We start from the raw sequence: 19,765 nt of genomic DNA, 5'->3' as shown, positions 1-19,765 counted from the left end.
CCATCCTGTGCGCTGGACCTTTCCGCCTCTTGACAGCAAGCGGGGACCTTACTCAATTGCGCGATGTCTACCACGAAGAACTCGACGGCATCTCCGACAAGCTGGTGGAGATGACCCGGCTGGTCCGCTCGGCCATGACCCGGGCGACCACGGCGCTGCTGGACGCCGATCTGCCCCTGGCGGAACAGGTGATCAGCGGGGACGAGCAGATCAACCAGCTCGACGCCGAGATCGAGGAGACCGTCTTCGATCTGATGGCCCGCCAGCAGCCGGTGGCGGGCGATCTGCGGACGTTGATCACCTCGCTGCGGATGAGCGGCGACCTGGAGCGGATGGGCGATCTGGCGGTGCACCTCGCCAAGACCGCCCGCCGAAGGCACCCCGACCCGGCGGTGCCGCCGCAGGTGTCGGTGATCGTGCTGGAGATGGGGCATGTCGCCGAGCGCATGGCCGCCAAGGCCGGCAGCGTGATCGCCTCCCGGGACGTGGCGATGGCCCTGGAGCTGGACGGCGACGACGACGCCATGGACCGGCTGCACCGCAAGCTGTTCGACGTCCTGCTGTCGCCCAAGTGGCGGCACGGGGTCGAGCCGGCGGTGGACATCACGCTGGCGGGGCGTTACTTCGAGCGCTTCGCCGACCATGCGGTGCACGTCGCCGAGAACATGGTCTACCTGGTCACCGGGCAGCGCCCAGAAGAGATCGCCTAGGCGTGCGATGCAGCGCGAACGCCCGGCGGCCCTCCGGTGAAGGGCCGCCGGGCGTTCGATCGTCTCATGCCCGCCTGCGGGCGCCGTTACTTCTTGCCGCTGCGGCCGGCCTTCTTGTCGTCCTTCTTATCGGCCTTCTTGTCGTCCTTCTTGTCGGCCTTGGCGCCGTCGCCGGCGGGGGCGGCGCCCTGGTTCTTGACGGCCTCGATGGCGGCCTTGGCGGCGGCCGGGTCCAGGTACTCGCCGCCGCGCTTGAGCGGGGCGAAGTCGTCGTCGAGCTCGTAGACCAGCGGGATGCCGGTGGGGATGTTCAGCTCGGCGATGTCGGTGTCGGAGATGTCGTCCAGGTGCTTGACCAGGGCGCGCAGCGAGTTGCCGTGCGCGACGACCAGCACGGTCTTGCCGGCGGCCAGGTCCGGCACGATCGCGTCGTACCAGTAGGGCAGCAGCCGGTCCACCACGTCGGCCAGGCACTCGGTGCGCGGGATCAGCTCCGAGGGCAGGTGGGCGTACTTGAGGTCGTTGACCTGCGAGAGCGGGTCGTCGTCGGGGATCGGCGGGGGCGGGGTGTCATAGGAGCGCCGCCAGATCTTGAACTGCTCCTCGCCGTACTTCTCGCGGGTCTGGGCCTTGTTCTTGCCCTGCAGGGCGCCGTAGTGCCGCTCGTTGAGCCGCCAGGACCGGCGCACCGGGATCCACAGCAGGTCGGCGACGTCCAGGGCGATGTTGGCGGTGCGGATCGCCCGCTTGAGCACCGAGGTGTGTACCACGTCGGGGGTGATGTCGGCGTCCAGCAGCAGGTCGCCGCCGTTGGTCGCCTCGCTTTCGCCCTTGGCGGACAGGTCCACGTCCACCCACCCGGTGAACAGGCCCTCCGCGTTCCACACGCTTTCGCCATGCCGCAGCAAAACCAGCGTCGCCATGGGGGCCAGCCTACCGGGAGGGGTCTGCGAACTTCGCAAAGGCCCGCAGGTTGGCAAGGCTCTCGCCGCGCTTGACCCGCCAGGCCCATTCCCGCTGGATGGAGGTCTTGAATCCCAGTTCCAGGGCCTTGTTGAAATTCTCGTCCGAATAACTGAGCACGCAGCCCAGCAGCCGGTCGATCTCCTCGGCCGACACCGACGCCAGCGGCAGCCGGCCGACCAGGTAGACGTCGCCGATGGAGTCCAGGGCGAAGGAGACCCCGTACATGCGGCCGTTCTTCTCCAGCAGCCACCGGTAGAACTCGGCGTGGTTCTCATCGGGGCGGCGGCAGAAGAACGCCTCGACGTGCAGGCTGTGGTCGCCGACGATCAGCCAGGTCATGGTGGCGAGCTTGCGTTCGCCGGGCAGCTTGACGAAGAAGGCGTTCTGGCTGGGCCGCTCGTACTCCAGTTCGGCGTCCTTGAGGGCCTGTTCGATGATCTCGACAGGGGTCATCGGGGCAGCACTCCCGCAGCGGTGGCGTTCACGGTGTCCTTCGCCCCGGTATACACCTCCAGCAGCCGGTCCACGGTGGCGTCCCAGCCGAGTGTGCGGGCGTGTCGGACGGCGCCGGCGGCCAGGCGCTCGCGCCGGCGCGGCTCGTCCCTCAGCCGGGTCAGCACCGCGGCGTAGTCGGCCGGGTCGTGGCCGTCGATCAGCACGCCGGATTCGCCGTCGCGGACGGCGGTGCGCAGCCCGCCCACCGCGGCGGCCACCACCGGGGTGCCGCAGGCCTGGGACTCGGCGGCCACCAGGCCGAAGGACTCGTTGTGGGAGGGGACGACGGTGACGTCGGCGGCCCGGTACCACTCGGCCAGCAGCGGCTGGGGGCAGGGCGGCTCGAAGCGGACCAGGTCGGCGATGCCCAGTTCGGTGGCGAGTTTCTGCAGCCCTTCGGGGCGGGCCCGGCCGCTGCCGCTGGGGCCGCCCACCACGGCCACCACCAGGTGCTCGCGCAGCGCCGGGTCGGCCTCGACCATCAGCGCGGCGGCGCGCAGCAGCACGTCGGGGGCCTTCAGCGGCTGGATGCGCCCGACGAACAGCAGCAGGTAGGCGTCGCGGGGCAGGCCGAGGCGGCGGCGGGCCTGGTCGGCGCCGCCGCGCAGCAGCCCGTTGCGCGGCCGGAACAGCGACAGGTCCACCCCGGGAGTGACGACGCCGACCCGGTCCGGATCGGCGCCGTACAGCTCGACGAGCTGGCGGGCCTCTTCGGCGGTGTTGGCCACCAGCCGGTCGGCGCCCGCGGTGACCTGTTCCTCTCCCAGCACCCGGATGGCGGGTTCGGGGGTGTCGCCCTCGGCGAGCGCGGCGTTCTTGACCTTGGCCATGGTGTGCATGGAGTGCACCAGCGGGACGCCCCAGCGCTGCTTGGCGACCCAGCCGACCTGGCCGGACAGCCAGTAGTGGGTGTGCAGCAGGTCATAGTGGCCGGGGTCGTGGGCGGCCTCGGCGCGCAGCACCCCGGAGGTGAAGGCGCACAGCTCGCCGGCCAGCTCGGTCTTGTCCAGCTCCTCGAAGGGACCGGAGACCACGTGCCGCACCTGCACGCCCGAAACCAGCTCGGCCACCGGCGGCAGTTCCCGCGAGGTCGCCCGGGTGAAGATGTCGACCTCCACGCCCCGGGCGGCCAGCCGCTTGGCGATCTCGACGATGTAGACGTTCATGCCACCTGCGTCGCCCGTCCCCGGCTGGTCGAGCGGCGAGGTGTGCACACTGATCGTCGCAATCCGGGCTATTGGGAGCGACACGGGCACCACCTCCGTTAGCAGAACCTATCGACCGTCCGGTCTGTTCCCGCTTGTACCTCCCGTGAAGATCGGCGGGCCCGCCGAGGGGGCGCGACGGGCTCGGGGACAATGGGCGGCGTGCGTAAGACGGCGGTAGTGACCGGAGCGAGCAGCGGGATCGGCGCGGCCACGGCCCGTCGCCTGGCGGCCGAGGGTTTCAACGTGGTGCTGGCGGCGCGGCGGCGGGAGCGGCTGGATGCGCTGGTCGAGCAGATCGGCAAGGAGGTTCCCGGGGCCGGGCGGCTGGCCGCGGTGACGCTGGATGTGACCTCCCAGGATTCGGTGGACGCGCTGGCGGCGGGGCTGCCGGCCTGCCATGTGCTGGTCAACAACGCCGGCGGGGCGATCGGGATGGAGCCGGTCGCCGAGGCCGACCCCGAGGACTGGCGGGTGATGTACGACACCAACGTGCTGGGGCTGCTGCGGGTCACCAAGGCGTTGCTGCCGAAGCTGATCGACAGCGGGGACGGGCATGTGGTCAACATCACCTCGCTGGCCGGGCACGTGCCCTATGAGGGGGGCGCCGGCTACAACGCGGCCAAGCACGCGGCGGTGGCGGTCAACGAGGTGATGCGGCTGGAGCTGGTGGACAAGCCGGTGCGGGTCACCGAGATCGCCCCCGGCATGGTGCACACCGAGGAGTTCAGCCTGGTGCGCTTCCGGGGGGACGCCGAGCGGGCGGCCAAGGTCTACGAGGGGGTGCCCGAGCCGCTGGTGGCCGAGGACGTGGCCGACTGCGTGGCCTGGGCGGTGACCCGTCCCTCGCACGTCAACATCGACCGCATCGACGTCCAGCCCAGGGTGCAGGCCACCCCCTACAAGATCCACCGGGTGTGACCGGCCGTCCCGGGAAGGGGCGGAAAAAGGCCGATTTCAGCGATCCGGGTTCCGCGTTGGACACAGGATCCAATACGGTGGGGCCGGTCCGGGCCTGACCCGCCGTTCGGGCGCGTGCGTTTGGTGAGTCCTCCTTCGGCCCCGACGGCGGGCGGGCGCTCCGCACTGTGCCGGTGCCCGGTGGCGGGCACCTGCCATGGCAGACGGGAAGTGCGATGGTGAACCGGCGAACCGTGACCGCACTGCTCGCAGTGACCGCGTGCGGCGCCGCCTTGACCGGGGCGGTCGTGGTGACTCAGGACAGGCCCGTCTCGGCGGAGCGGACGTCCGCCGAGACCGCCGCCGCGGCGCGCTGGCGCAAGCTGGCCCCGCCCACGCCGACGGCCCCGGGCGCGCTGAGCCAGGTGGACGCGGCCAGTGCGAAGGCGGCCTGGGCGGTGGGCGCAGAGCGCAGGAACGGCAAGCAGGTTCCCGCGCTCTACCGGTGGAACGGCAGCCGCTGGCTGCGGCACCGCTCGCCGGTGGTCTTCGCGCCCACCGACGTGGCCGTCGCCGGGCCGAAGGCCGCCTGGACGGCGGGCGTGGCCAAGTCCGGCCCGGTGGCGCTGCACTGGAACGGCCGTGCCTGGCGCAAGGTGCCGATCCCCGCCGGGGCGGGGGCGATCAACGCGCTGGCCGCCGGCTCCGACGGCTCGGCCTGGGCGGTGGCCGCCGGCGGGTCCGCCACGGGCTCCACCGTGCTGCGCTGGCGGTCGGGGCGGTGGCGGAAGGTGAAGGTCCCGCTGCCGGCGGGCGCCGCGCTGGCGGCCGTCGGCGCCCGCACCAAGAAGGACGTGTGGGTGGCGGGCGCGGTCGGCGGCCGGTCGCTGGTCATGCGCTGGAACGGCAAGACCTGGAAGCAGGTCGCGCTGCCGCCGGCCATCGGCGGCCCCGGGCGGGACTCCTCGGGCGTGGTGCGCATCCGCCCGGTGTCGGCCACCAACGTGCTGGCGCTGCGCGGCCCGACGGCGCCGGCCCTGCTGCGCTGGAACGGCAAGCGCTGGATCCAGAAGGCGCTGCCGTCCGGGCACATCGCGCTGTCGCTGTCGGACGACGGCAAGGGCGGCGCGTGGGTGATCCCCTACAACAACGCCAGCCGGCGCATCCGCAAGTCCTACTACCTGCACTGGAACGGCCGCGCCTGGCGCAAGGTGTACGGCCCGGCCCGGTCCGGCAACGTCCAGCTCGGTGACCTGGACCGGCTGCCCAAGACCACCTCGCTGCTGAGCGTGGGCGCGCTGCAGGGCAAGAGCCGCAAGACCCCGCTCATCGAGCGCTACCGCTGACGGCCGACCAGTCCAAGGTGACCTCGCCCAGCCGCCAGCGGCCCCGTCCGCCCAGCGGCGGGCGGGTCACCACCGGGTGGTCGCGGGCCAGCAGCCGCACCGCCTCGATCCAGCGGGCGCGGGGCCCGAACACCGACTGCGGGGCGGCCACCGCCCAGCAGCGGTCGAAGTCGGCCAGCAGCCGGTGCACCGGTTCGCCGGGGACGTTGCGGTGGATGAGCGTCTTGGGCAGCCGCTCGGCCAGCTGTGAGGGGCGCGGCAGGGACGGCAGGTGCGCGGCGAAGGTGATGGTGCGGGGTCCTTCGGGACCCAGCGTCACCCATACCGCGCGTCGCCCGGTCTCGCTGCAGGTCCCCTCGACCAGGACGCCGTGGGGGTCCAGCCGGGGGCACAGGTCCTCCCAGGCCCGCCAGGCCGCCGCCTCGTCGTATTGGCGCAGCACGTTGAAGGCCCGCACCAGCACCGGCGGCCGGTCCACCGGAAGCTCGAATCCGCCGTGCCGGAACGACAGGTCCGCATAGTCGCCGGCGGGGCGCACCGCCTCCAGGAAGGCCTGTCCGGCCCGCACCCGTTCCGGGTCGATCTCGATGCCGACGACCTGGAGCCGGGGGGAGACCACGCGCAGCCGGTTGTACATCTCGACGGTGGTGACGGGTGAGGCGCCGTACCCCAGGTCCACGGCCAGCGGCCGGTCGGTGGCGCGCAGCGCCCGAGTTTGGGTGACGGCGATCCACAGGTCCACCCGGCGCAGCCGATTGGGGGCGGTGGTGCCCCGGGTCATCTCTCCCACCGGTTTGCCCGGCGCCTTGCGCACGGCCATGCCGTCGATTGTCCCGGTTTTCCGAGGGGGCCGGTGAAGCGGGTGAGCTGTGGTGACGATACTTGTCCAACTGATACCGAATGTGATTCGGTACAACTGGTCACGCGATCACCGCTTCCCGCATCCTCGAGGAGAGCCGATGAGCCCGCTCGACCTTGCGTCCCTGCACGAGGCCATCGCGGCGGCCATGCCCGACCGGGAGTGCCTGGTCTGGCGGGACCGCAGGTACACCTGGCAGCAGGTCACCGACCGCACCCGGCGCCTGGCCCGGGTGCTGCACGACCACGGGCTGGGACGCCGTGACGTGGCCACCGAGCCGTGGGAGTCCCCGCACGACCACCTGGCGCTGTACCTGTACAACGGCCCGGAGTACCTGGAGGGGCTGCTGGCGGCCCACAAGGCCCGCGTCGCGCCGTTCAACGTCAACTACCGCTACGTCGGCGACGAGCTGGCCTACCTGTTCGGCGACGCCAAGCCGGCCGCGATCATCTACCACGCCCGGTTCGCCGAAACGCTGGGACCGGTGGTCGAGCGCATGGGCCGCACCCCCCTGCTGCTGCAGGTGGACGACGGGTCCGGGGCCGAGCTGCTGCCGGGTGCGCTGGATTATGAGGCCGCGCTGGCCGCCGCCTCCCCCGACCCGCTGCCGGTGCAACCGGACCCGAGCGACCTGCACATCCTCTACACCGGCGGGACGACCGGCATGCCCAAGGGCGTGCTGTGGCGCATCGGCGACCTGATGACCGGCCCGCTGGGCGTGCTGCGCCGCGACGGCAGGCCCTTTGCGAGCATCGAGGAGGCCGTGGAGTCCGCCCGCACCCGGCCCCCGGTGCGGGCGCTGGTGGCGCCGCCGCTGATGCACGGCGGCGGCACCTGGACGTCGCTGAGCACCTGGTGCGGCGGCGGCGTGGTGGTCATCCCCGACCGGGTGGACCGGCTGGACCCGCCCAGCCTGCTGGCCTGCGCCGCCCGCGAGCGCGTCACCCGGATGCCGCTGGTCGGCGACGCCTTCGCCCGCCCCCTGGTGGAGGAGCTGGAGCGGGCCGAACCGGGGACCTACGACCTGTCGGCGCTGCGCACCATCATCAACTCCGCCGCCGCGATCAGCCCCGGGGTGCGGGAGCGGATGCTCCGGCAGCTGCCGCACACCCGGATCGTGGACCTGCTGGGCTCTTCGGAGTCCGGTTTCCAGGTCGCCCGGCAGGCCGCCGGCAGCGAGCCGTTCCTGCCCTCCCCGGGCACCGCCGTGGTCAGCGACGACCGCACCCGGATCCTGACGCCCGGCGAGGACGAGGTCGGCTGGCTGGCCAAGGGCGGCGCCATCCCGCTGGCCTACCTGGGCGACCCCGACAAGACCGCGCAGACCTTCGTGACCATCGACGGTCGCCGCCTGGTGGTGGCCGGGGACCGGGCCCGGCTGCTGGCCGACGGCCGCATCGAGGTCTACGGGCGGGAGGCCACCACCATCAACTCCGGCGGGGAGAAGGTCTACGCCGAGGAGGTGGAGGTGGTGCTGCGCGGCCTGCCCGGGGTGGCCGAGGCGCTGGTGCTGGGCCGGCCCAGCGAGCGCTGGGGCCAGGAGGTGGTCGCGGTCATCCGGATGGACCCGGCGGTCACCCCCGAGCCCACCGACGCCGAGCTGCGCGCCGGCTGCGCCGCCCACCTGGCCGGCTACAAGATCCCCAAGGCGTTCCTGCGCACCACCGAGAGCCTGCGCCTGCCCAACGGCAAGGCCGACTACGCCACCGCCCGCGCCATCGTGGCCGCCTCCGCGGGGCGGCCGGTCGCGGCCGAGCGCTGACGGTCCCCATCGTCGAGCAGGCGACCGCGGTCCCCTCGGGGCGGACGAGCCTCGCTTCGCGCGGGTCGTCCGCCCCGCTCAACGCCCCCGAGGCCGAGGGCGCCCCGCTCCGGTTTTCGGCGTCCGGGACCGCACAAAAAGGCGTACGAAAACCGAACGGCGAAAATTATTTTTTCGGGGGCATTCCGAACACCGGGCGGCATCACCGCAAAACGCGCCCAAAGGAGGACGCCCATGCCGGACCTGCACAGCCTGATCGCCGACCTCCAGGCCGAAGGGGCGGTGCTGGACGCCCTGGTGGCCCGGCTCGACCCGCCCGCCTGGGCGGCCCCGACGCCCGCCGAGGGGTGGACCATCGCCCACCAGATCTCCCACCTGGCCTGGACCGACCGGCAGGCGCTGCTGGCCGTCACCGACCCCGCCGCCTTCGTCGCGGCCCGCGAGGAGATGTCGCCGGACGCGGTGGACGCGGGCGCGGCCGAGGGAGCCGGCGAGGACCCCGCCGCGCTGCTGGAACGCTGGCGGACGGGCCGGCGCCGCCTGGCCGAGGCGCTGTCGGGCGTGCCCGCCGGGACGAAGATCCCCTGGTTCGGCCCGCCGATGGGCGCCGCGTCCATGGCCACCGCCCGGCTGATGGAGACCTGGGCGCACGGGCTGGACGTGGCCGACGCCCTCGGGGTGCCCGTCGAGCCCACCGCCAGGTTGCGGCATGTGGCGCACCTGGGCGTCCGGACCCGCGACTACGCCTTCAAGGTCAACGGGCTCGTCCCGCCCGCCGAGGAGTTCCGCGTCGAGCTGACCGGGCCGGACGGGCGGGAGTGGAGCTGGGGCCCGCCCGAGGCGCGGCAGTCGGTGTCCGGCCCGGCCCTGGACTTCTGCCTGCTGGCGGTGCGGCGACGGCACCGCGCGGACCTGGCGCTGGTCGCCGAGGGCCCCGACGCCGACCGCTGGCTGGACATCATGCAGGCGTTCGCGGGGCCGCCCGGCCCGGGCCGTCCGCCCGCGGCGAAGCGGGCGTGAGCCCGCCGCGGATCGCTCAGACCGCGGCCAGCGCCTGTTCGAAGGCCGCGTAGACCTCCTTGGTGAACAGCACGAACCGGGCCTCGGCCACCTGGGTGGGGGTGGACAGCACCGTGCCGATGGCGATCCGCGCCGCATCGTGCGCCGGCCAGCCGTAGATGCCGGCCGACACCGCCGGGAACGCCACCGTCTGCGCACCCAGCTCGTCGGCCACCCGCAGCGACTCGCGGTAGCAGGAGGCCAGCAGGCCCGAGCGCTCTTCGGTGGGGGAGTAGACCGGGCCCACGGTGTGGATCACCCAGCGGGCCGGCAGATTCCCGGCGGTGGTGGCGACCGCGTATCCTGTCGGGAGCCCGCCGCCGAAACGCGTGGCCCGCAGCTTGCGGCATTCGTCCAAAATGGCGGGGCCGCCGCGCCGGTGAATGGCGCCGTCCACACCCCCGCCGCCCATCAAAGAGGAGTTGGCCGCATTAACGATCGCGTCCACCTCTTGCTCGGTGATGTCACCGTGCACAAGTGTGATATCCATCACTTCAGCCTGCCTTTCCGCCTCCGCGGTCGGCAACCCGATGAGTACCCACATCGTGATAGGCGTTAAATCACCGCGCGTTGCACCAGCACACGGGGTGAACAGGCCCTAACGTGACAGAGGGATCCCCCGCTCTTCCTGGAGGTCCACTGTGAAGATCTTCGTCGCCGGAGCCGCCGGCGTCATCGGACGCCGCCTGGTCCCCCTGCTGGTGGCCGCCGGGCACGACGTCGCGGGCACCACCCGGCGCGCCGAACGAGCGCAGTTCCTGCGGGAGGCGGGGGCACGGCCGGTGCTGGTCGACGTCATGGACGCCGAGGCGCTGCACCGGGCGCTGGAGGCCGAGCGTCCCGACGTGGTCATCCACCAGCTCACCGACCTGGCCGAGGAGAACTTCGCCGCCAACAACCGGCTGCGCATCGAGGGCACCCGCAACCTGGTGGAGGCCGCCAAGGCCGCCGGGGTGGAGAAGATGATCGCCCAGAGCATCGCCTGGGTGTACGTGGCCGGCCAGACTCCCGCCGTGGAGAGCGACCCGCTCGACCCGAAGGCCCCGCCGTACCCGGGGGTGGCGGCGCTGGAGGAGGCCGTGGGCGGCATGCCGCACGGGGTGGTGCTGCGCTATGGCGCGTTCTACGGCCCGGGCACCTGGTACGCCCCCGACGGCGCCATCGCCATGCGGGTGCGCTCGGGCGACCTGAAGCCGACCCCGGCCTGGACGTCGTTCGTCCACATCGACGACGCGGCGGCGGCCGCGGTGGACGCCCTGGAGTGGGAGGCCGGGGCGGTCAACATCGTCGACGACGAGCCGGCCCAGGCCACCGAGTGGATGCCGGTGTACTGCGAGGCCATCGGCGTGCCGGTGCCGTCACTGCCCCGGCATGCCGCCGCCACGGGGCGTCCCATCTCCAACGCCAAGGCCCGGGCGCTGGGCTGGAAGCCCAAGTTCGCCAGCTGGCGCACCGGTTTTTCCCACCTGTAGGGCCGGTCAGCCGAACTGGAAGGAGCGCTTGGCCAGGCCGTACCAGTAGCCGTCGATCACAGCCTGGGTCTCCCCCGGCCGGTCCACGTCCGTGCCCAGCGCCACGAACAGCGGCGCGAAGTGCTCGGTGCGCGGGTGGGCGATCAGGGCGGCCGGCGCCTTGCGGCGGAAGTCCAGCAGGGCGTCGATGTCGCGGGCGGCCACCGTCTGGTCGGCCCACTGGTCGAACTCCGCCGACCAGCTCGGCGGCGGGCCGTCGGGGCCCCGGCTGGGGTCGAACGCGCTCAGGTTGTGCGTGGTGAAGCCGCTGCCGACGATGAGCACCCCCTGATCGCGCAGCGGTGCCAGCCGCCGGCCGATCTCCAGCAGCTCCGCCGGGTCCAGCGTGGGCAGGGAGATCTGCAGCACCGGGACGTCGGCCGCGGGGTACATCTCCGCCAGTGGCACGTACGCCCCGTGGTCCAGCCCCCGCGCCGGGTCGTGGCGGACGGGCCACTTGCCGCCGGCCAGCAGCGCGCGCACCTGCTCGGCGAGCCAGGGGGCCCCGGGCGCCTCGTAGGTGACCTGGTAGTAGCGCCGGGGAAACCCCCAGAAGTCGTACACCAGCGGCACCGTTTCGGTGGCCCCCACCGTCAGCGGGGCCTCCTCCCAGTGCGCAGAAATCATGAGGACCGCCCGTGGCCGGGGCAGCGCCGCCGCCCAGTCCGCCAGCTGGCGGCTCCACAGCGGGTCGTCGGCCAGCGGCGGGGCGCCGTGACTGAGGTAAAGCGCAGGCATCCGGTTCATACCGGGCATTCTAGGCACGTATAGTTTAACTTTCAAGTATTGAACATTCAATGATGACTAGACTGCCGTCATGACGCGCTGGCTGGACGAGGAAGAACAGCAGACCTGGCGGGCCTTCCTGTGGACCTCCCGCTTGCTGAACGAGGCACTGGACCGTCAGCTCCAGCGTGACTCGGGGATGCCGCACACCTACTACGTCATCTTGGCCATGCTCTCTGAGACCCCCGAGCGCCGCCTGACCATGAGCGAGCTGGCCCGCATCGTCCGCTCCTCCCCCAGCCGGCTCTCCCACGCCGTCACCAAGCTGGAGCGGCTCGGCCACGTCCGCCGCGTCCCGCACCCCACCGACCGCCGCACCACGCTGGCCGTGCTGACCGACAAGGGCTTCACCGTGCTGCGGGAGGCCGCCCCCGGCCACGTCGCGGCCGTGCGGCGTCACCTGTTCGACCGGCTCACCCGGGAACAGGTGCTGCAGCTGCGGGAGATCCTGCGCGCCGTGCTGCCCGCCCTCGACACCGCGGGCGAGGCCGCCGACATCTTCGGCCCGTCCTGAAAGTCCTGAAAAACGCCCGGCGGGCCGGCCCCGGAGCAGGAAGCGAGGGGCGTGCCTTTGCGCCCTCGCGCGTCCCGGACGGGCCCGGCCCGAAGGGAAAGCGCAGCAGAAGGTCAGACGGGCAGGTGGTAGAGCAGGAACGGGACCACCGCCAGCAGCGGGATGGCGATCAGGGTGGCGGCGCGGATGCCGCGGTGCGGCGGGGTGGGGCGCAGCAGGCGGTCCACCCGGGCCAGCACGGCGGGCTGGTCGCCGGCGACCGACAGGGCGCCGGAGGGGGCGGCCACCGGGCGGGCGGCGGCGAACCGCAGCAGGGCGGTGGCCAGCTCGCGGGGCGAGCGGTGGCGGCGGGCGCGGTCGTCGGCGGCCATCTCGATCAGCAGCTCCACCGCGTCCAGGCAGCGGTCCACCAGCCGGATCTGCGGGAACGCATGGCGCAGCGAGGCGAACGGCAGCAGCACCAAATCGTGGCGCTCGCGGGCGTGGGCGCGCTCGTGGGCCAGCACCGCGGCCAGCTCATCGGCGTCCAGCAGCTCCAGCGTCCCGGCGCTGACCACCACCTTGGACGAGCGCACGCCCGGCACGCAGTAGGCGGCGGCCGCGGGGTGGTCCAGCACCAGGGTGCCGGGCACCGCCGCGTTCTGCCCGGCCACCAGTTCCAGCAGGGCGCGGTGCCGGCGGCGGGCACGTTCCATGCGCACCAGCGCGTACACCAGCACGGCCAGCAGCACCACGGTCAGCCCCACCCCGGACAGCAGCGCGGCCAGGTGGTGGACCTCCATGCGGGCGGCGCCGTCGGCGAGGGCCGCCGGGATCCCGCCGGTGATGCCCTGGCCGTAGGGGAGCAGGGCGTAGCCGAGCAGCGCCCCGATGGTCGCCACTCCCCAGGCCAGGCCGAGCGCCTGCCACAGCGCGATGCCCGCCCGCGGCATCGTCCAGGTCCAGCGTGCCTTGGAAAGCAGGTGCGCGCCGCCGACCGTGCCCAGGGCGATCAGTGCGAGCAGCGCGGTGCCGGTCATCCGCCCGGCTCCACTCTGGCGTGCGCCTCCTGCGCGGTCAGCTCCTCCAGCGCCTGGCGGAGCACGGCGATCTCGTCCTGGGACACCGAGCGCACGAAGTGGGTCAGCGCCGCGTCCCGGTCGCCGGTCTGGTTGAGCGCGCCCAGCATCAGCTCGGCGACGTAGCTTTCCCGGCTGGCGGCGGGCTGGTAGCGCCAGGCGCGGCCGTCGCGCTCGCGCACCAGGAAGCCCTTCTTGGTCAGCCGGTCCAGGACCGTCATCACGGTGGTGTGGGCCAGGTCCCGGTCACCGGCCAGGGCCCGGCTGACGTCGCGGGCGGTGGCCGCCCCGTCACCGGCTTCCTGACGGGCCCACAGAACCTCCATGACCGTGCGTTCAAGCTCTCCCAGACCTTTCACGCATCCAGGGTAACCGGGGGGCCGGCAGGTCACCACTGTGGGTAGTACTACGCAACCCAGTGCTGCGCACCGCGGCCGCGCCGGGTGTGCTAGGCCTCCTCTCCGCGGCGGAGCAGGACGAACATGCCCTGCTGGCGGAAGAACTCGCGGGTGCGGGGCGGGCTGAAGGTCCAGATCAGGCGCATCAACGGGGGTTCGCGGCGCAGCCGGCGGCGTTCCACCCACGAAGAGCGCACGTCGCAAGGTTCCCAGCCCAGGGGACGGAAGAATTCCGCGCCCTCGGCGGGCACAAAGCGCAAGGTCGCATCGGCCCGCTCCATGCGGCGGCCGGCGATCTTCTTGGCGACCTGGACGAACAGCGGGCCGATCATGTCCAGCGCCCACCACCGCAGCTGCGGCCGTTCGGCCAGGTCGCGGGCCAGGCCGGTGACGTCCTCTTCGGTCAGGTAGGCGATCAGCCCTTCGCAGACCACCAGGGTGGGACGGTCCGGCTCGAGCTCATCCAGCAGCTTGCGGCGGGCGATGGGGTCGGACAGGTCCAGCCGGGTGCGCGTCAGCGCGCAGCGGGGCCGGGCGCCCGCCAGCACGCGCTCTTTGTGGTCCAGGATGCCGGGCAGGTCGGCCTCGACCCACCGCAGGTCGGGGGGCAGGTCCAGCCGGTAGGGGCGGGTGTCCAGGCCGGCGCCCAGGTTCAGCACGCAGCCGATCCCCTCGTCGCGGACCAGGCGGGTGATCAGCTCGTCGTAGACGGCGGTCCGGGCGATCACGCCGGAGGAGATGATCCGCAACTGCATCCCGGTGGCCAGGCGCTTGCCGCGTTCACCGGCCAGCGCCTCGGCGTACGGGTCGCGGAACAGCGGCCTGCGCCGCGCGGACTCACGGGCGCGCACCACCGCCGCCACCAGCGCGGTGTCCGAGACGTCCCGCAGCGACACCTCAGCGTTCATGCCTCCACCCTCCCCAAGGCTCCAGCGCCCGGACGAGAATCCGAATATCGTTCCAAAAATCTCCGGGCCGGGGCCTGTCGCAGGCTGACAAAGCCGGCCTGCAACTTTCTGCTGAATCTGACTTGACTCACCCGCCGATCAGGGACGCGACCGCCGGGCATCGCGGGGGGAAACACCGCTGCCGCCGTCCTCCCGGAGAGCGGCCGGACCTCCTCATCCCTTGCCGCCGGGGCGCTGCGGGACGCACCGGGAACAGATTGCCCGGAACTGACCAACTGCGTCACGAACTTTGAACGGCTCCGCCCGCCCGGAACGCCGATTTCGACTATTCTCGAACGAGATGTCCCGCACGTTTGCACTGTAGCGGCCGACAGGCGACATCACCCCGCGAACGTTCAACTTCATTCGCCGCCGGTCGTGCAAGCCGCGTAAAGCGCGCACTGTTCCCGATGCGCCGCGGCTTATGTAATCACGAGCGCTCCCCCACCCCGGAACAGGAGACTCTGATGAGGAAACGACTGTTCACGATCGGCGTCGCGTCCTTCGCCCTGACGGGCTCGCTGCTGGGGGCTCCGCCCGCCCTGGCGGAACCGGCCAGTCCCAGCACCGCCGTCTCGGTTATGGACGTCTCCGATCCTCCTCCTGGCAAGCACGGCAAGCACAAGAGGCACCACAAGAGGCACTACAAGGGCCACCACCACCGCAAGTACCACCACCGTAAGTACCATCACCGCAAGCATCACCAGAGGCACCACTACCGGCACTACTACAAGTGGCACAGGTGGTAGGGAGGCAGCCGCAAAAAGCGTGCGCAATGCGCTTTCAGTAACGTCCGTCGCGGAGAGTTTCCTGAATCCGGAAATTCTCGGCGTGCGAGACTGAGAGTCCGGCACGCTCAGGCCCGCACATCGGGCGGGCCGCGTCCGGCAAAGGACCGTCCTGCGAGGACGGTCCTTTGCCGTGGATCGCCGGGACGCTTTCAGTGCCGGGCAAGCCCTCTCCGTTCGCAGATTCTGTGAGAGCGCACTCTGCGGCCCGAACGGTTTTGTTGCCGCACTCAAAGTGTGCCGATTCCCAATCGGGACGCTCGATTCCCCATTGACAGGGCTCCTGAGATACCCACAACCTGTGGAGAACCCCGCTGCGAATCGCGTCTGCGTTGAAACGACCGCAGGCGCGGCGAACCCCGTCAACACCGGGTAGCAGGGCGGACCCTTCCCCGACGTCGGCGAACCTTCCCCGGCACGTTCCCCGGCACGCGGCCCCACGGCTTTGGGAGCGGACGGCCCCGGCCGTGACGGCCCCGCATGCGACCTGCGGAACCGGCGTGCCGGAGGAGGCTTGCGGCGCCGCCGGGCGACCGGGCATCCACGGCCTCCCTTCCCCCGCCAAAGGAGAAGCACGTGCTGCCACGCAACATCCTGCTCCTTGCCGCTTTCATCCTGCTCACGGCCGCCGCCGGCATCGTCGGCGCGTCCCACCTGGAAAGCGTCCGCTCCGGCCCGGCGGTGCCGCGCACGGCGACCGCGTTCGTCAAGACCGTCGCCGCGCGGTAGCAGCCGCCCGATCTCCTGCTCCTCCGCGGACGGCCCAAGAGGGCGCGACCGGGCGTCACCCGGCCCCTTCCGGGTCCGGTCACGGCACCCCGCACAGCCGCAGCAGCGCCGTGGTCGCCGCGGCGGCGATGACCACCACCGGAAACGGGGCGCGGCGGAGCGCCAGGGCCGCGCCCGCCAGCACCCCGGCGGGCCTGGCCCAGCCCGCCCAGCCCGTTCCCTCGGTCAGTGCGGCGACGGCCGCCAAGGCGACCAGCAGCACGGTGGCCGCGGCGGTCAGTGATCGCTGCAGCCCGTCGGCGAGGCGCACGCGGTTCCCCAGCACCGGGCCGGTCACGCGGAAGAGATAGGTTCCGGCGGCCAGCGCCGCGACGGCGAGCCAGGGCATCAGCGCGCCTCCTCGGCCGGGCCGCCGCGCCCGGTCCCGGGCAGGAGGAGACCGGTCAACGCCAGCAGCACCGGCAGGCCGGGGGGCAGGAACGGGGTGGTCGCCACCGCCACGGCGGCGCCGGAGAGCGCGGCGCCGCGCAGGCGGCGGTCGGTGAGCGAGGGCAGCACCAGGGCCAGCAGCACGGCGGGGAAGGCGGCGTCCAGGCCGATGGCGCCGGTGTCGCCGACGATTCGCCCGGCCAGCGCGCCGACCGCGACCGCGACGTTCCAGCAGGTGAACAGGGCCAGGCCGCAGGTCCAGAACACGGCGCGCCGCAGCCGCGGGTCGCGGTGCCGCATCGTGAAGGCCACCGTCTCGTCGGTGATCAGGTGGGCGCCCGGCAGCCGCGTCCGCCACGAGCGCCCCGCCGCGTCCGCCACCGCGAATCCGAACGGCAGCAGGCGGGCGTTGAGCACCAGGCCGGCGGCCACCGCGGCGAGCGCGCCGCCGCCGGCGAGCACCACGCCGACCGCGGCGAACTGCGCGCCGCCGCCGAAGATCAGCACGGACATGGCGACCGGCAGCCAGGGGTCCAGCCCGCCGGAGACCGCGAGCGCGCCGAAGGAGGCCCCGACGATCGCGTCGGCCAGGCAGACCAGGCCGATGGCGCGGAGAGTCCCCGGATCGATCGTTCACCAAAACGAACACATGTCTGTCATAATGAACATGAGGCTTTCTGTTCGTCAAGGCGAACAATTCGACCGTTGGAGTGAACAGATGGCAGAGGGCCGTCCCACCGCACCCCTGCTGGCGCAGATCGCCGCGTCGATCCGCCGGGAACGCGAGCGCGCCGGCCTGTCACTGAGCGAACTGGCCAAACGGGCGGGCATCGCCAAGTCCACGCTGTCGCAGCTGGAGTCGGGCTCCGGCAACCCGAGCGTGGAGACGCTGTGGGCGCTGGCCGTCGCGCTGGGCGTCCCCTTCAGCCGGCTGGTGGACCCGCCGCGCCCCCGGGTGCGCGTCATCCGCGCCGGCGAGGGCCCGGCCGTGCACTCGGAGAAGGCCGGGTACATCGCCACGCTGCTGGCGTCCTGCCCGCCCGGCGCCCGGCGGGACATCTACCGCATCGAGGCCCGCCCCGGCGAGCCCCGCCTGTCGGACCCGCACGTGCCCGGCACCACCGAGCACCTGGTGCTCAGCACCGGCCGGGCCCTGGCCGGGCCCACCACAGAACCCGTGGAGCTGGCCCCGGGCGACTACATCGCCTACCCGGGCGACATCCCGCACATCTTCCAGGCCCTGGAGCCGGACACCACCGCGGTGATCGTCTCCGAGCACATCTAGCCTCCCGCCGGAGGCCGGGCGGGCGGGTTTCACTCCGGGCGCAAGTGAGCAGGTTGATCTGGTCGAGGGACCTTCCCGACCGAGGAGCACGAGCGCGCCGCCCGCAGCGCCCGCGGCGCCCTGACCTGCGGGGACGTTCATGCCGATTCAGCTTCGCCGTATCGTCGTCTTCGCCCGGGACAGACGCGAGTCGGCCCGCTTCATCGCCGACCTGTTCGAGTTGGACGAGCCGGAGCCCGCCGGGGTCTTCACCGCCGTGCACCTGGGCGAGGTCACGCTGCACTACGCCCAGCCGGGCGGCGACTTCCCCCGGCAGCGCTACACCTTCTTGGTCGGCGAGGACGACTTCGATGCGATCTTCGCCCGGATCCGCCGGCAGGGCCTGACCTACTGGGCCGACCCGTATCGCCGCCGCGCCGGGGAGCTGGACACCCAGGGCGGCGGGCGGGGCCTGTACCTGGACGACCCCGCCGGCCACAGCCTACAGATCACCACCCGCCTGTGAGGCGACGCGGCCCTTAGCCCACGGGAGTGAGCGTGCCGGACTCCTCCCCGGTCGGAAGAGCGCTCACCGGGCTCGGGGCCGATCCGAAGGCGACGGGCCGCAAGCAGCCGAGCAGGGTGCTCGATCACGGGACGGGGGACGTCGAGCATGGCTCGACAGGGAGCCAACGCAAAGCCTCTGAGCAGTGGCTCGTTCCGGCGGTGAGGACCCCCGCCCCGGTGCCGAAGGACGGGGTCCACTCCAGTGAGAAAGAGAAAGGGCGGCAGGTCGTCTACAAGGCATCGACCTCTATAGCCTCTACCCCCTCTCTACCCGCGAGCTGAGGCCGATGGGGGAGCCGCGCCATCCCCGAGCCGAGACCCGAGAGGACACGGGCAGAGGGGCCGCCGACCGTGGCGTTGATGTTGACGTGGCTTCCGTGCCGCCCTGGAGCCTAGGACTCCGGCTCTGCGGCCAGGGAAGTCCGAAAAGCCATTTCGGCGTCCCTTTCGGCACGCCACTCCAAGTACTCGTTGATGAGCAGGGACCCAAGCAGGGTCAGAACGATACCGGCGAGGAGTCCAAAGCCGCAGCCGGACCACCACGCTTTCGCTATGGCGTCCCATGTGAACAAATCCAACGTATCCATTGGGGGAACTTCCTTCAGAACTGCGGTGATCTCGTCCCGTCAAAACCCCGCTCGCACGCCTCCGCCCTGGGGATGACCTTCCGCAGCGGTAGTCAGGCGGGGAGTCTGATCAGCGCGCAGACCCACTTGCCCGGACCTGGTGTCAGCCGCTCAACCCACATCTCGTTCGAAAGCATCCGGATCAGGCACAGGCCCCTGCCGGTCTCCCGCGACAGGCCGTCCTCGGTGAACATCCCGATGAGATCGTCTTTTAAGGGCAGCCGAGGAACTTCGGGGATGTAGTCCAACACCCCCAGGACCAGCCCCTTGGACCGGCGACCGCAGAACACCGTCATCCGGTCCAAGGTCAGGACCTTCTTCGGCCGGTGCACCACGGCGTTAGTCGCCGGCTCCGCAATGATCGTCTCGGCGTCGCCGACCAGGTGGTGCAGGCCCAAGGTCGTCAGCCTGCCCCGGACGAAGGTTCTTGCCAGGGGCACCGACGCCGGCCAAGCGGGGAGATCCCGCGAATCAACGCTTTGCGGTTTCACGCCCTGCGCAGCCATCCAAATCCCTCTCGCAGGTCTATGCTGTGCGACACAGAATGGAGTAAGTTTGTTACGCTGCCACCTGCACGCGAAACAACTGAAACAAACTGAAACAAAAGAAGGGTCACGGACGGCGACCAACCCACCACTCGACCCGCGCAGCTCTCTGTGGAACTGCATAGCCTTCTACCTGCGCAGTTTCCGAGAGCAGCACAGACAGTCAGTACGCAAGCTCGGTGAGTTGATGGGAGAGTCGGCCGCCACTGTTTCACGACTTGAAAACGGGCATACCAGACTCGACAGCGAACGAGCCCGTACCCTGGACCAGCTTTGGAACACCAACGGACTGTTGAAACAC

At 71.7% G+C, this 19,765-nt stretch carries 23 protein-coding genes and 1 pseudogene; 12 read left to right on the top strand and 12 right to left on the bottom strand.

Annotated elements, in window-relative coordinates:
* Nucleotides 1-56: 56 nt before the first annotated feature.
* On the top strand, nt 57-710 hold the full coding sequence (gene phoU, locus TCUR_RS03425; protein WP_012851075.1) for a phosphate signaling complex protein PhoU: 654 nt from the start codon (nt 57-59) through the stop codon (nt 708-710).
* An 86-nt stretch (nt 711-796) separates the two neighbouring features.
* Here phoU and TCUR_RS03420 read toward each other — a convergent pair whose 3' ends face one another.
* The 3 genes from TCUR_RS03420 to mshA are packed head-to-tail and all read right to left on the bottom strand — an operon-like array spanning nt 797 to nt 3,421.
* Nucleotides 797-1,633: a phosphoglyceromutase gene (locus tag TCUR_RS03420; RefSeq protein WP_012851074.1), complete on the bottom strand. Its 837-nt coding sequence runs from the start codon at nt 1,631-1,633 to the stop codon at nt 797-799.
* Between the two features lie 10 nt (nt 1,634-1,643).
* The gene (locus TCUR_RS03415) at nt 1,644-2,129 is read right to left on the bottom strand and encodes a type III secretion system chaperone family protein (protein ID WP_012851073.1); all 486 of its coding nucleotides are present in this window, start codon (nt 2,127-2,129) and stop codon (nt 1,644-1,646) included.
* Nucleotides 2,126-3,421, bottom strand: a complete 1,296-nt coding sequence (mshA, locus tag TCUR_RS03410) for a D-inositol-3-phosphate glycosyltransferase (protein ID WP_012851072.1) — start codon at nt 3,419-3,421, stop codon at nt 2,126-2,128. Before mshA ends, TCUR_RS03415 begins: the two co-directional genes overlap by 4 nt.
* A gap of 117 nt (nt 3,422-3,538) precedes the next feature.
* Here mshA and TCUR_RS03405 point away from each other — a divergent pair, with 117 nt between their 5' ends.
* Together TCUR_RS03405 and TCUR_RS03400 are read left to right on the top strand one after the other, a co-directional pair.
* The gene (locus TCUR_RS03405) at nt 3,539-4,297 is read left to right on the top strand and encodes an SDR family NAD(P)-dependent oxidoreductase (protein WP_174315320.1); all 759 of its coding nucleotides are present in this window, start codon (nt 3,539-3,541) and stop codon (nt 4,295-4,297) included.
* A gap of 233 nt (nt 4,298-4,530) precedes the next feature.
* The gene (locus tag TCUR_RS03400; protein ID WP_148232915.1) at nt 4,531-5,622 is read left to right on the top strand and encodes a hypothetical protein; all 1,092 of its coding nucleotides are present in this window, start codon (nt 4,531-4,533) and stop codon (nt 5,620-5,622) included.
* On the opposite strand, the gene TCUR_RS03395 is transcribed toward TCUR_RS03400, so the two are convergent.
* Entirely contained in the window at nt 5,603-6,442 is an 840-nt protein-coding gene (locus TCUR_RS03395) for a hypothetical protein (protein ID WP_012851069.1), read from the bottom strand. The genes TCUR_RS03400 and TCUR_RS03395 overlap by 20 nt on opposite strands.
* Before the next feature lie 139 nt (nt 6,443-6,581).
* On the opposite strand from TCUR_RS03395, the gene TCUR_RS03390 reads away from it, so the two are divergent.
* Nucleotides 6,582-8,243, top strand: coding sequence for an AMP-binding protein (locus TCUR_RS03390; protein ID WP_012851068.1), 1,662 nt, complete (start codon nt 6,582-6,584; stop codon nt 8,241-8,243).
* Nucleotides 8,244-8,477: 234 nt separating this feature from the next.
* Nucleotides 8,478-9,263, top strand: coding sequence for a TIGR03084 family metal-binding protein (locus TCUR_RS03385; protein ID WP_012851067.1), 786 nt, complete (start codon nt 8,478-8,480; stop codon nt 9,261-9,263).
* 16 nt (nt 9,264-9,279) lie between these two features.
* On the opposite strand, the gene TCUR_RS03380 is transcribed toward TCUR_RS03385, so the two are convergent.
* The gene (locus TCUR_RS03380; protein ID WP_012851066.1) at nt 9,280-9,792 is read right to left on the bottom strand and encodes an O-acetyl-ADP-ribose deacetylase; all 513 of its coding nucleotides are present in this window, start codon (nt 9,790-9,792) and stop codon (nt 9,280-9,282) included.
* Between the two features lie 151 nt (nt 9,793-9,943).
* Between TCUR_RS03380 and TCUR_RS03375 the strand changes: the two genes are divergently transcribed.
* Nucleotides 9,944-10,774, top strand: a complete 831-nt coding sequence (locus TCUR_RS03375; protein WP_012851065.1) for an NAD-dependent epimerase/dehydratase family protein — start codon at nt 9,944-9,946, stop codon at nt 10,772-10,774.
* 6 nt (nt 10,775-10,780) lie between these two features.
* Here TCUR_RS03375 and TCUR_RS03370 read toward each other — a convergent pair whose 3' ends face one another.
* Entirely contained in the window at nt 10,781-11,560 is a 780-nt protein-coding gene (locus TCUR_RS03370) for a dioxygenase family protein (protein ID WP_012851064.1), read from the bottom strand.
* 70 nt (nt 11,561-11,630) lie between these two features.
* Between TCUR_RS03370 and TCUR_RS03365 the strand changes: the two genes are divergently transcribed.
* Nucleotides 11,631-12,113 carry a MarR family winged helix-turn-helix transcriptional regulator gene (locus TCUR_RS03365; RefSeq protein ID WP_012851063.1) on the top strand — a complete coding sequence of 161 codons (483 nt, stop codon included), beginning with the start codon at nt 11,631-11,633 and terminating at the stop codon, nt 12,111-12,113.
* Nucleotides 12,114-12,226: 113 nt separating this feature from the next.
* Here TCUR_RS03365 and TCUR_RS03360 read toward each other — a convergent pair whose 3' ends face one another.
* From TCUR_RS03360 to TCUR_RS03350, 3 genes are all read right to left on the bottom strand, one after another.
* Nucleotides 12,227-13,132: a M56 family metallopeptidase gene (locus TCUR_RS03360; protein WP_012851062.1), complete on the bottom strand. Its 906-nt coding sequence runs from the start codon at nt 13,130-13,132 to the stop codon at nt 12,227-12,229.
* Nucleotides 13,129-13,530 carry a BlaI/MecI/CopY family transcriptional regulator gene (locus TCUR_RS03355; RefSeq protein WP_012851061.1) on the bottom strand — a complete coding sequence of 134 codons (402 nt, stop codon included), beginning with the start codon at nt 13,528-13,530 and terminating at the stop codon, nt 13,129-13,131. The genes TCUR_RS03360 and TCUR_RS03355 overlap by 4 nt, the downstream gene beginning before the upstream one ends.
* A gap of 89 nt (nt 13,531-13,619) precedes the next feature.
* Entirely contained in the window at nt 13,620-14,477 is an 858-nt protein-coding gene (locus tag TCUR_RS03350; RefSeq protein ID WP_012851060.1) for a class I SAM-dependent methyltransferase, read from the bottom strand.
* 506 nt (nt 14,478-14,983) lie between these two features.
* Between TCUR_RS03350 and TCUR_RS03345 the strand changes: the two genes are divergently transcribed.
* Together TCUR_RS03345 and TCUR_RS26870 are read left to right on the top strand one after the other, a co-directional pair.
* On the top strand, nt 14,984-15,265 hold the full coding sequence (locus TCUR_RS03345; RefSeq protein ID WP_012851059.1) for a hypothetical protein: 282 nt from the start codon (nt 14,984-14,986) through the stop codon (nt 15,263-15,265).
* A 615-nt stretch (nt 15,266-15,880) separates the two neighbouring features.
* Nucleotides 15,881-16,033 (top strand): hypothetical protein, encoded by a 153-nt coding sequence (locus TCUR_RS26870; protein WP_012851058.1) that lies wholly within the window; start codon nt 15,881-15,883, stop codon nt 16,031-16,033.
* A gap of 79 nt (nt 16,034-16,112) precedes the next feature.
* Here TCUR_RS26870 and TCUR_RS03340 read toward each other — a convergent pair whose 3' ends face one another.
* Together TCUR_RS03340 and TCUR_RS03335 are read right to left on the bottom strand one after the other, a co-directional pair.
* Nucleotides 16,113-16,421: an AzlD domain-containing protein gene (locus tag TCUR_RS03340; protein WP_012851057.1), complete on the bottom strand. Its 309-nt coding sequence runs from the start codon at nt 16,419-16,421 to the stop codon at nt 16,113-16,115.
* Complete coding sequence (locus tag TCUR_RS03335) at nt 16,421-17,053, bottom strand: AzlC family ABC transporter permease (RefSeq protein WP_281055196.1); 633 nt, start codon at nt 17,051-17,053, stop codon at nt 16,421-16,423. The genes TCUR_RS03340 and TCUR_RS03335 overlap by 1 nt, the downstream gene beginning before the upstream one ends.
* 127 nt (nt 17,054-17,180) lie before the next feature.
* Here TCUR_RS03335 and TCUR_RS03330 point away from each other — a divergent pair, with 127 nt between their 5' ends.
* A complete protein-coding gene (locus TCUR_RS03330; protein ID WP_012851055.1) occupies nt 17,181-17,747 on the top strand; it encodes a helix-turn-helix domain-containing protein in 567 nt (188 codons plus the stop codon).
* 139 nt (nt 17,748-17,886) lie between these two features.
* Entirely contained in the window at nt 17,887-18,252 is a 366-nt protein-coding gene (locus tag TCUR_RS03325; protein WP_012851054.1) for a VOC family protein, read from the top strand.
* A 720-nt stretch (nt 18,253-18,972) separates the two neighbouring features.
* Here the strand turns inward: TCUR_RS03325 and TCUR_RS03315 are convergent.
* Complete coding sequence (locus tag TCUR_RS03315) at nt 18,973-19,425, bottom strand: ATP-binding protein (protein WP_012851052.1); 453 nt, start codon at nt 19,423-19,425, stop codon at nt 18,973-18,975.
* Nucleotides 19,426-19,474: 49 nt separating this feature from the next.
* Between TCUR_RS03315 and TCUR_RS28560 the strand changes: the two are divergent.
* Nucleotides 19,475-19,726, top strand: a pseudogene (locus tag TCUR_RS28560) (helix-turn-helix domain-containing protein); the annotation flags it as partial.
* Nucleotides 19,727-19,765 lie beyond the last annotated feature (39 nt).

The sequence above is a fragment of the Thermomonospora curvata DSM 43183 genome, assembly GCF_000024385.1.
Lineage (GTDB): Bacteria > Actinomycetota > Actinomycetes > Streptosporangiales > Streptosporangiaceae > Thermomonospora > Thermomonospora curvata.
The sequence above is the reverse complement of the archived record's forward strand: the minus strand, read 5'-3'. Positions and strand labels throughout refer to the sequence as shown.

Coding starts and splice junctions, on each gene's coding strand:
- TCUR_RS03420 (WP_012851074.1), bottom strand. CDS start 1,633: ATGGCGACGCTGGTTTTGCTGCGGCATGGCGAAAGCGTGTGGAACGCG.
- TCUR_RS03415 (WP_012851073.1), bottom strand. CDS start 2,129: ATGACCCCTGTCGAGATCATCGAACAGGCCCTCAAGGACGCCGAACTG.
- TCUR_RS03395 (WP_012851069.1), bottom strand. CDS start 6,442: ATGGCCGTGCGCAAGGCGCCGGGCAAACCGGTGGGAGAGATGACCCGG.
- TCUR_RS03390 (WP_012851068.1), top strand. CDS start 6,582: ATGAGCCCGCTCGACCTTGCGTCCCTGCACGAGGCCATCGCGGCGGCC.
- TCUR_RS03385 (WP_012851067.1), top strand. CDS start 8,478: ATGCCGGACCTGCACAGCCTGATCGCCGACCTCCAGGCCGAAGGGGCG.
- TCUR_RS03380 (WP_012851066.1), bottom strand. CDS start 9,792: ATGGATATCACACTTGTGCACGGTGACATCACCGAGCAAGAGGTGGAC.
- TCUR_RS03370 (WP_012851064.1), bottom strand. CDS start 11,560: ATGAACCGGATGCCTGCGCTTTACCTCAGTCACGGCGCCCCGCCGCTG.
- TCUR_RS03365 (WP_012851063.1), top strand. CDS start 11,631: ATGACGCGCTGGCTGGACGAGGAAGAACAGCAGACCTGGCGGGCCTTC.
- TCUR_RS03360 (WP_012851062.1), bottom strand. CDS start 13,132: ATGACCGGCACCGCGCTGCTCGCACTGATCGCCCTGGGCACGGTCGGC.
- TCUR_RS03350 (WP_012851060.1), bottom strand. CDS start 14,477: ATGAACGCTGAGGTGTCGCTGCGGGACGTCTCGGACACCGCGCTGGTG.
- TCUR_RS03345 (WP_012851059.1), top strand. CDS start 14,984: ATGAGGAAACGACTGTTCACGATCGGCGTCGCGTCCTTCGCCCTGACG.
- TCUR_RS03340 (WP_012851057.1), bottom strand. CDS start 16,421: ATGCCCTGGCTCGCCGTCGCGGCGCTGGCCGCCGGAACCTATCTCTTC.
- TCUR_RS03330 (WP_012851055.1), top strand. CDS start 17,181: ATGGCAGAGGGCCGTCCCACCGCACCCCTGCTGGCGCAGATCGCCGCG.
- TCUR_RS03325 (WP_012851054.1), top strand. CDS start 17,887: ATGCCGATTCAGCTTCGCCGTATCGTCGTCTTCGCCCGGGACAGACGC.
- TCUR_RS03315 (WP_012851052.1), bottom strand. CDS start 19,425: ATGGCTGCGCAGGGCGTGAAACCGCAAAGCGTTGATTCGCGGGATCTC.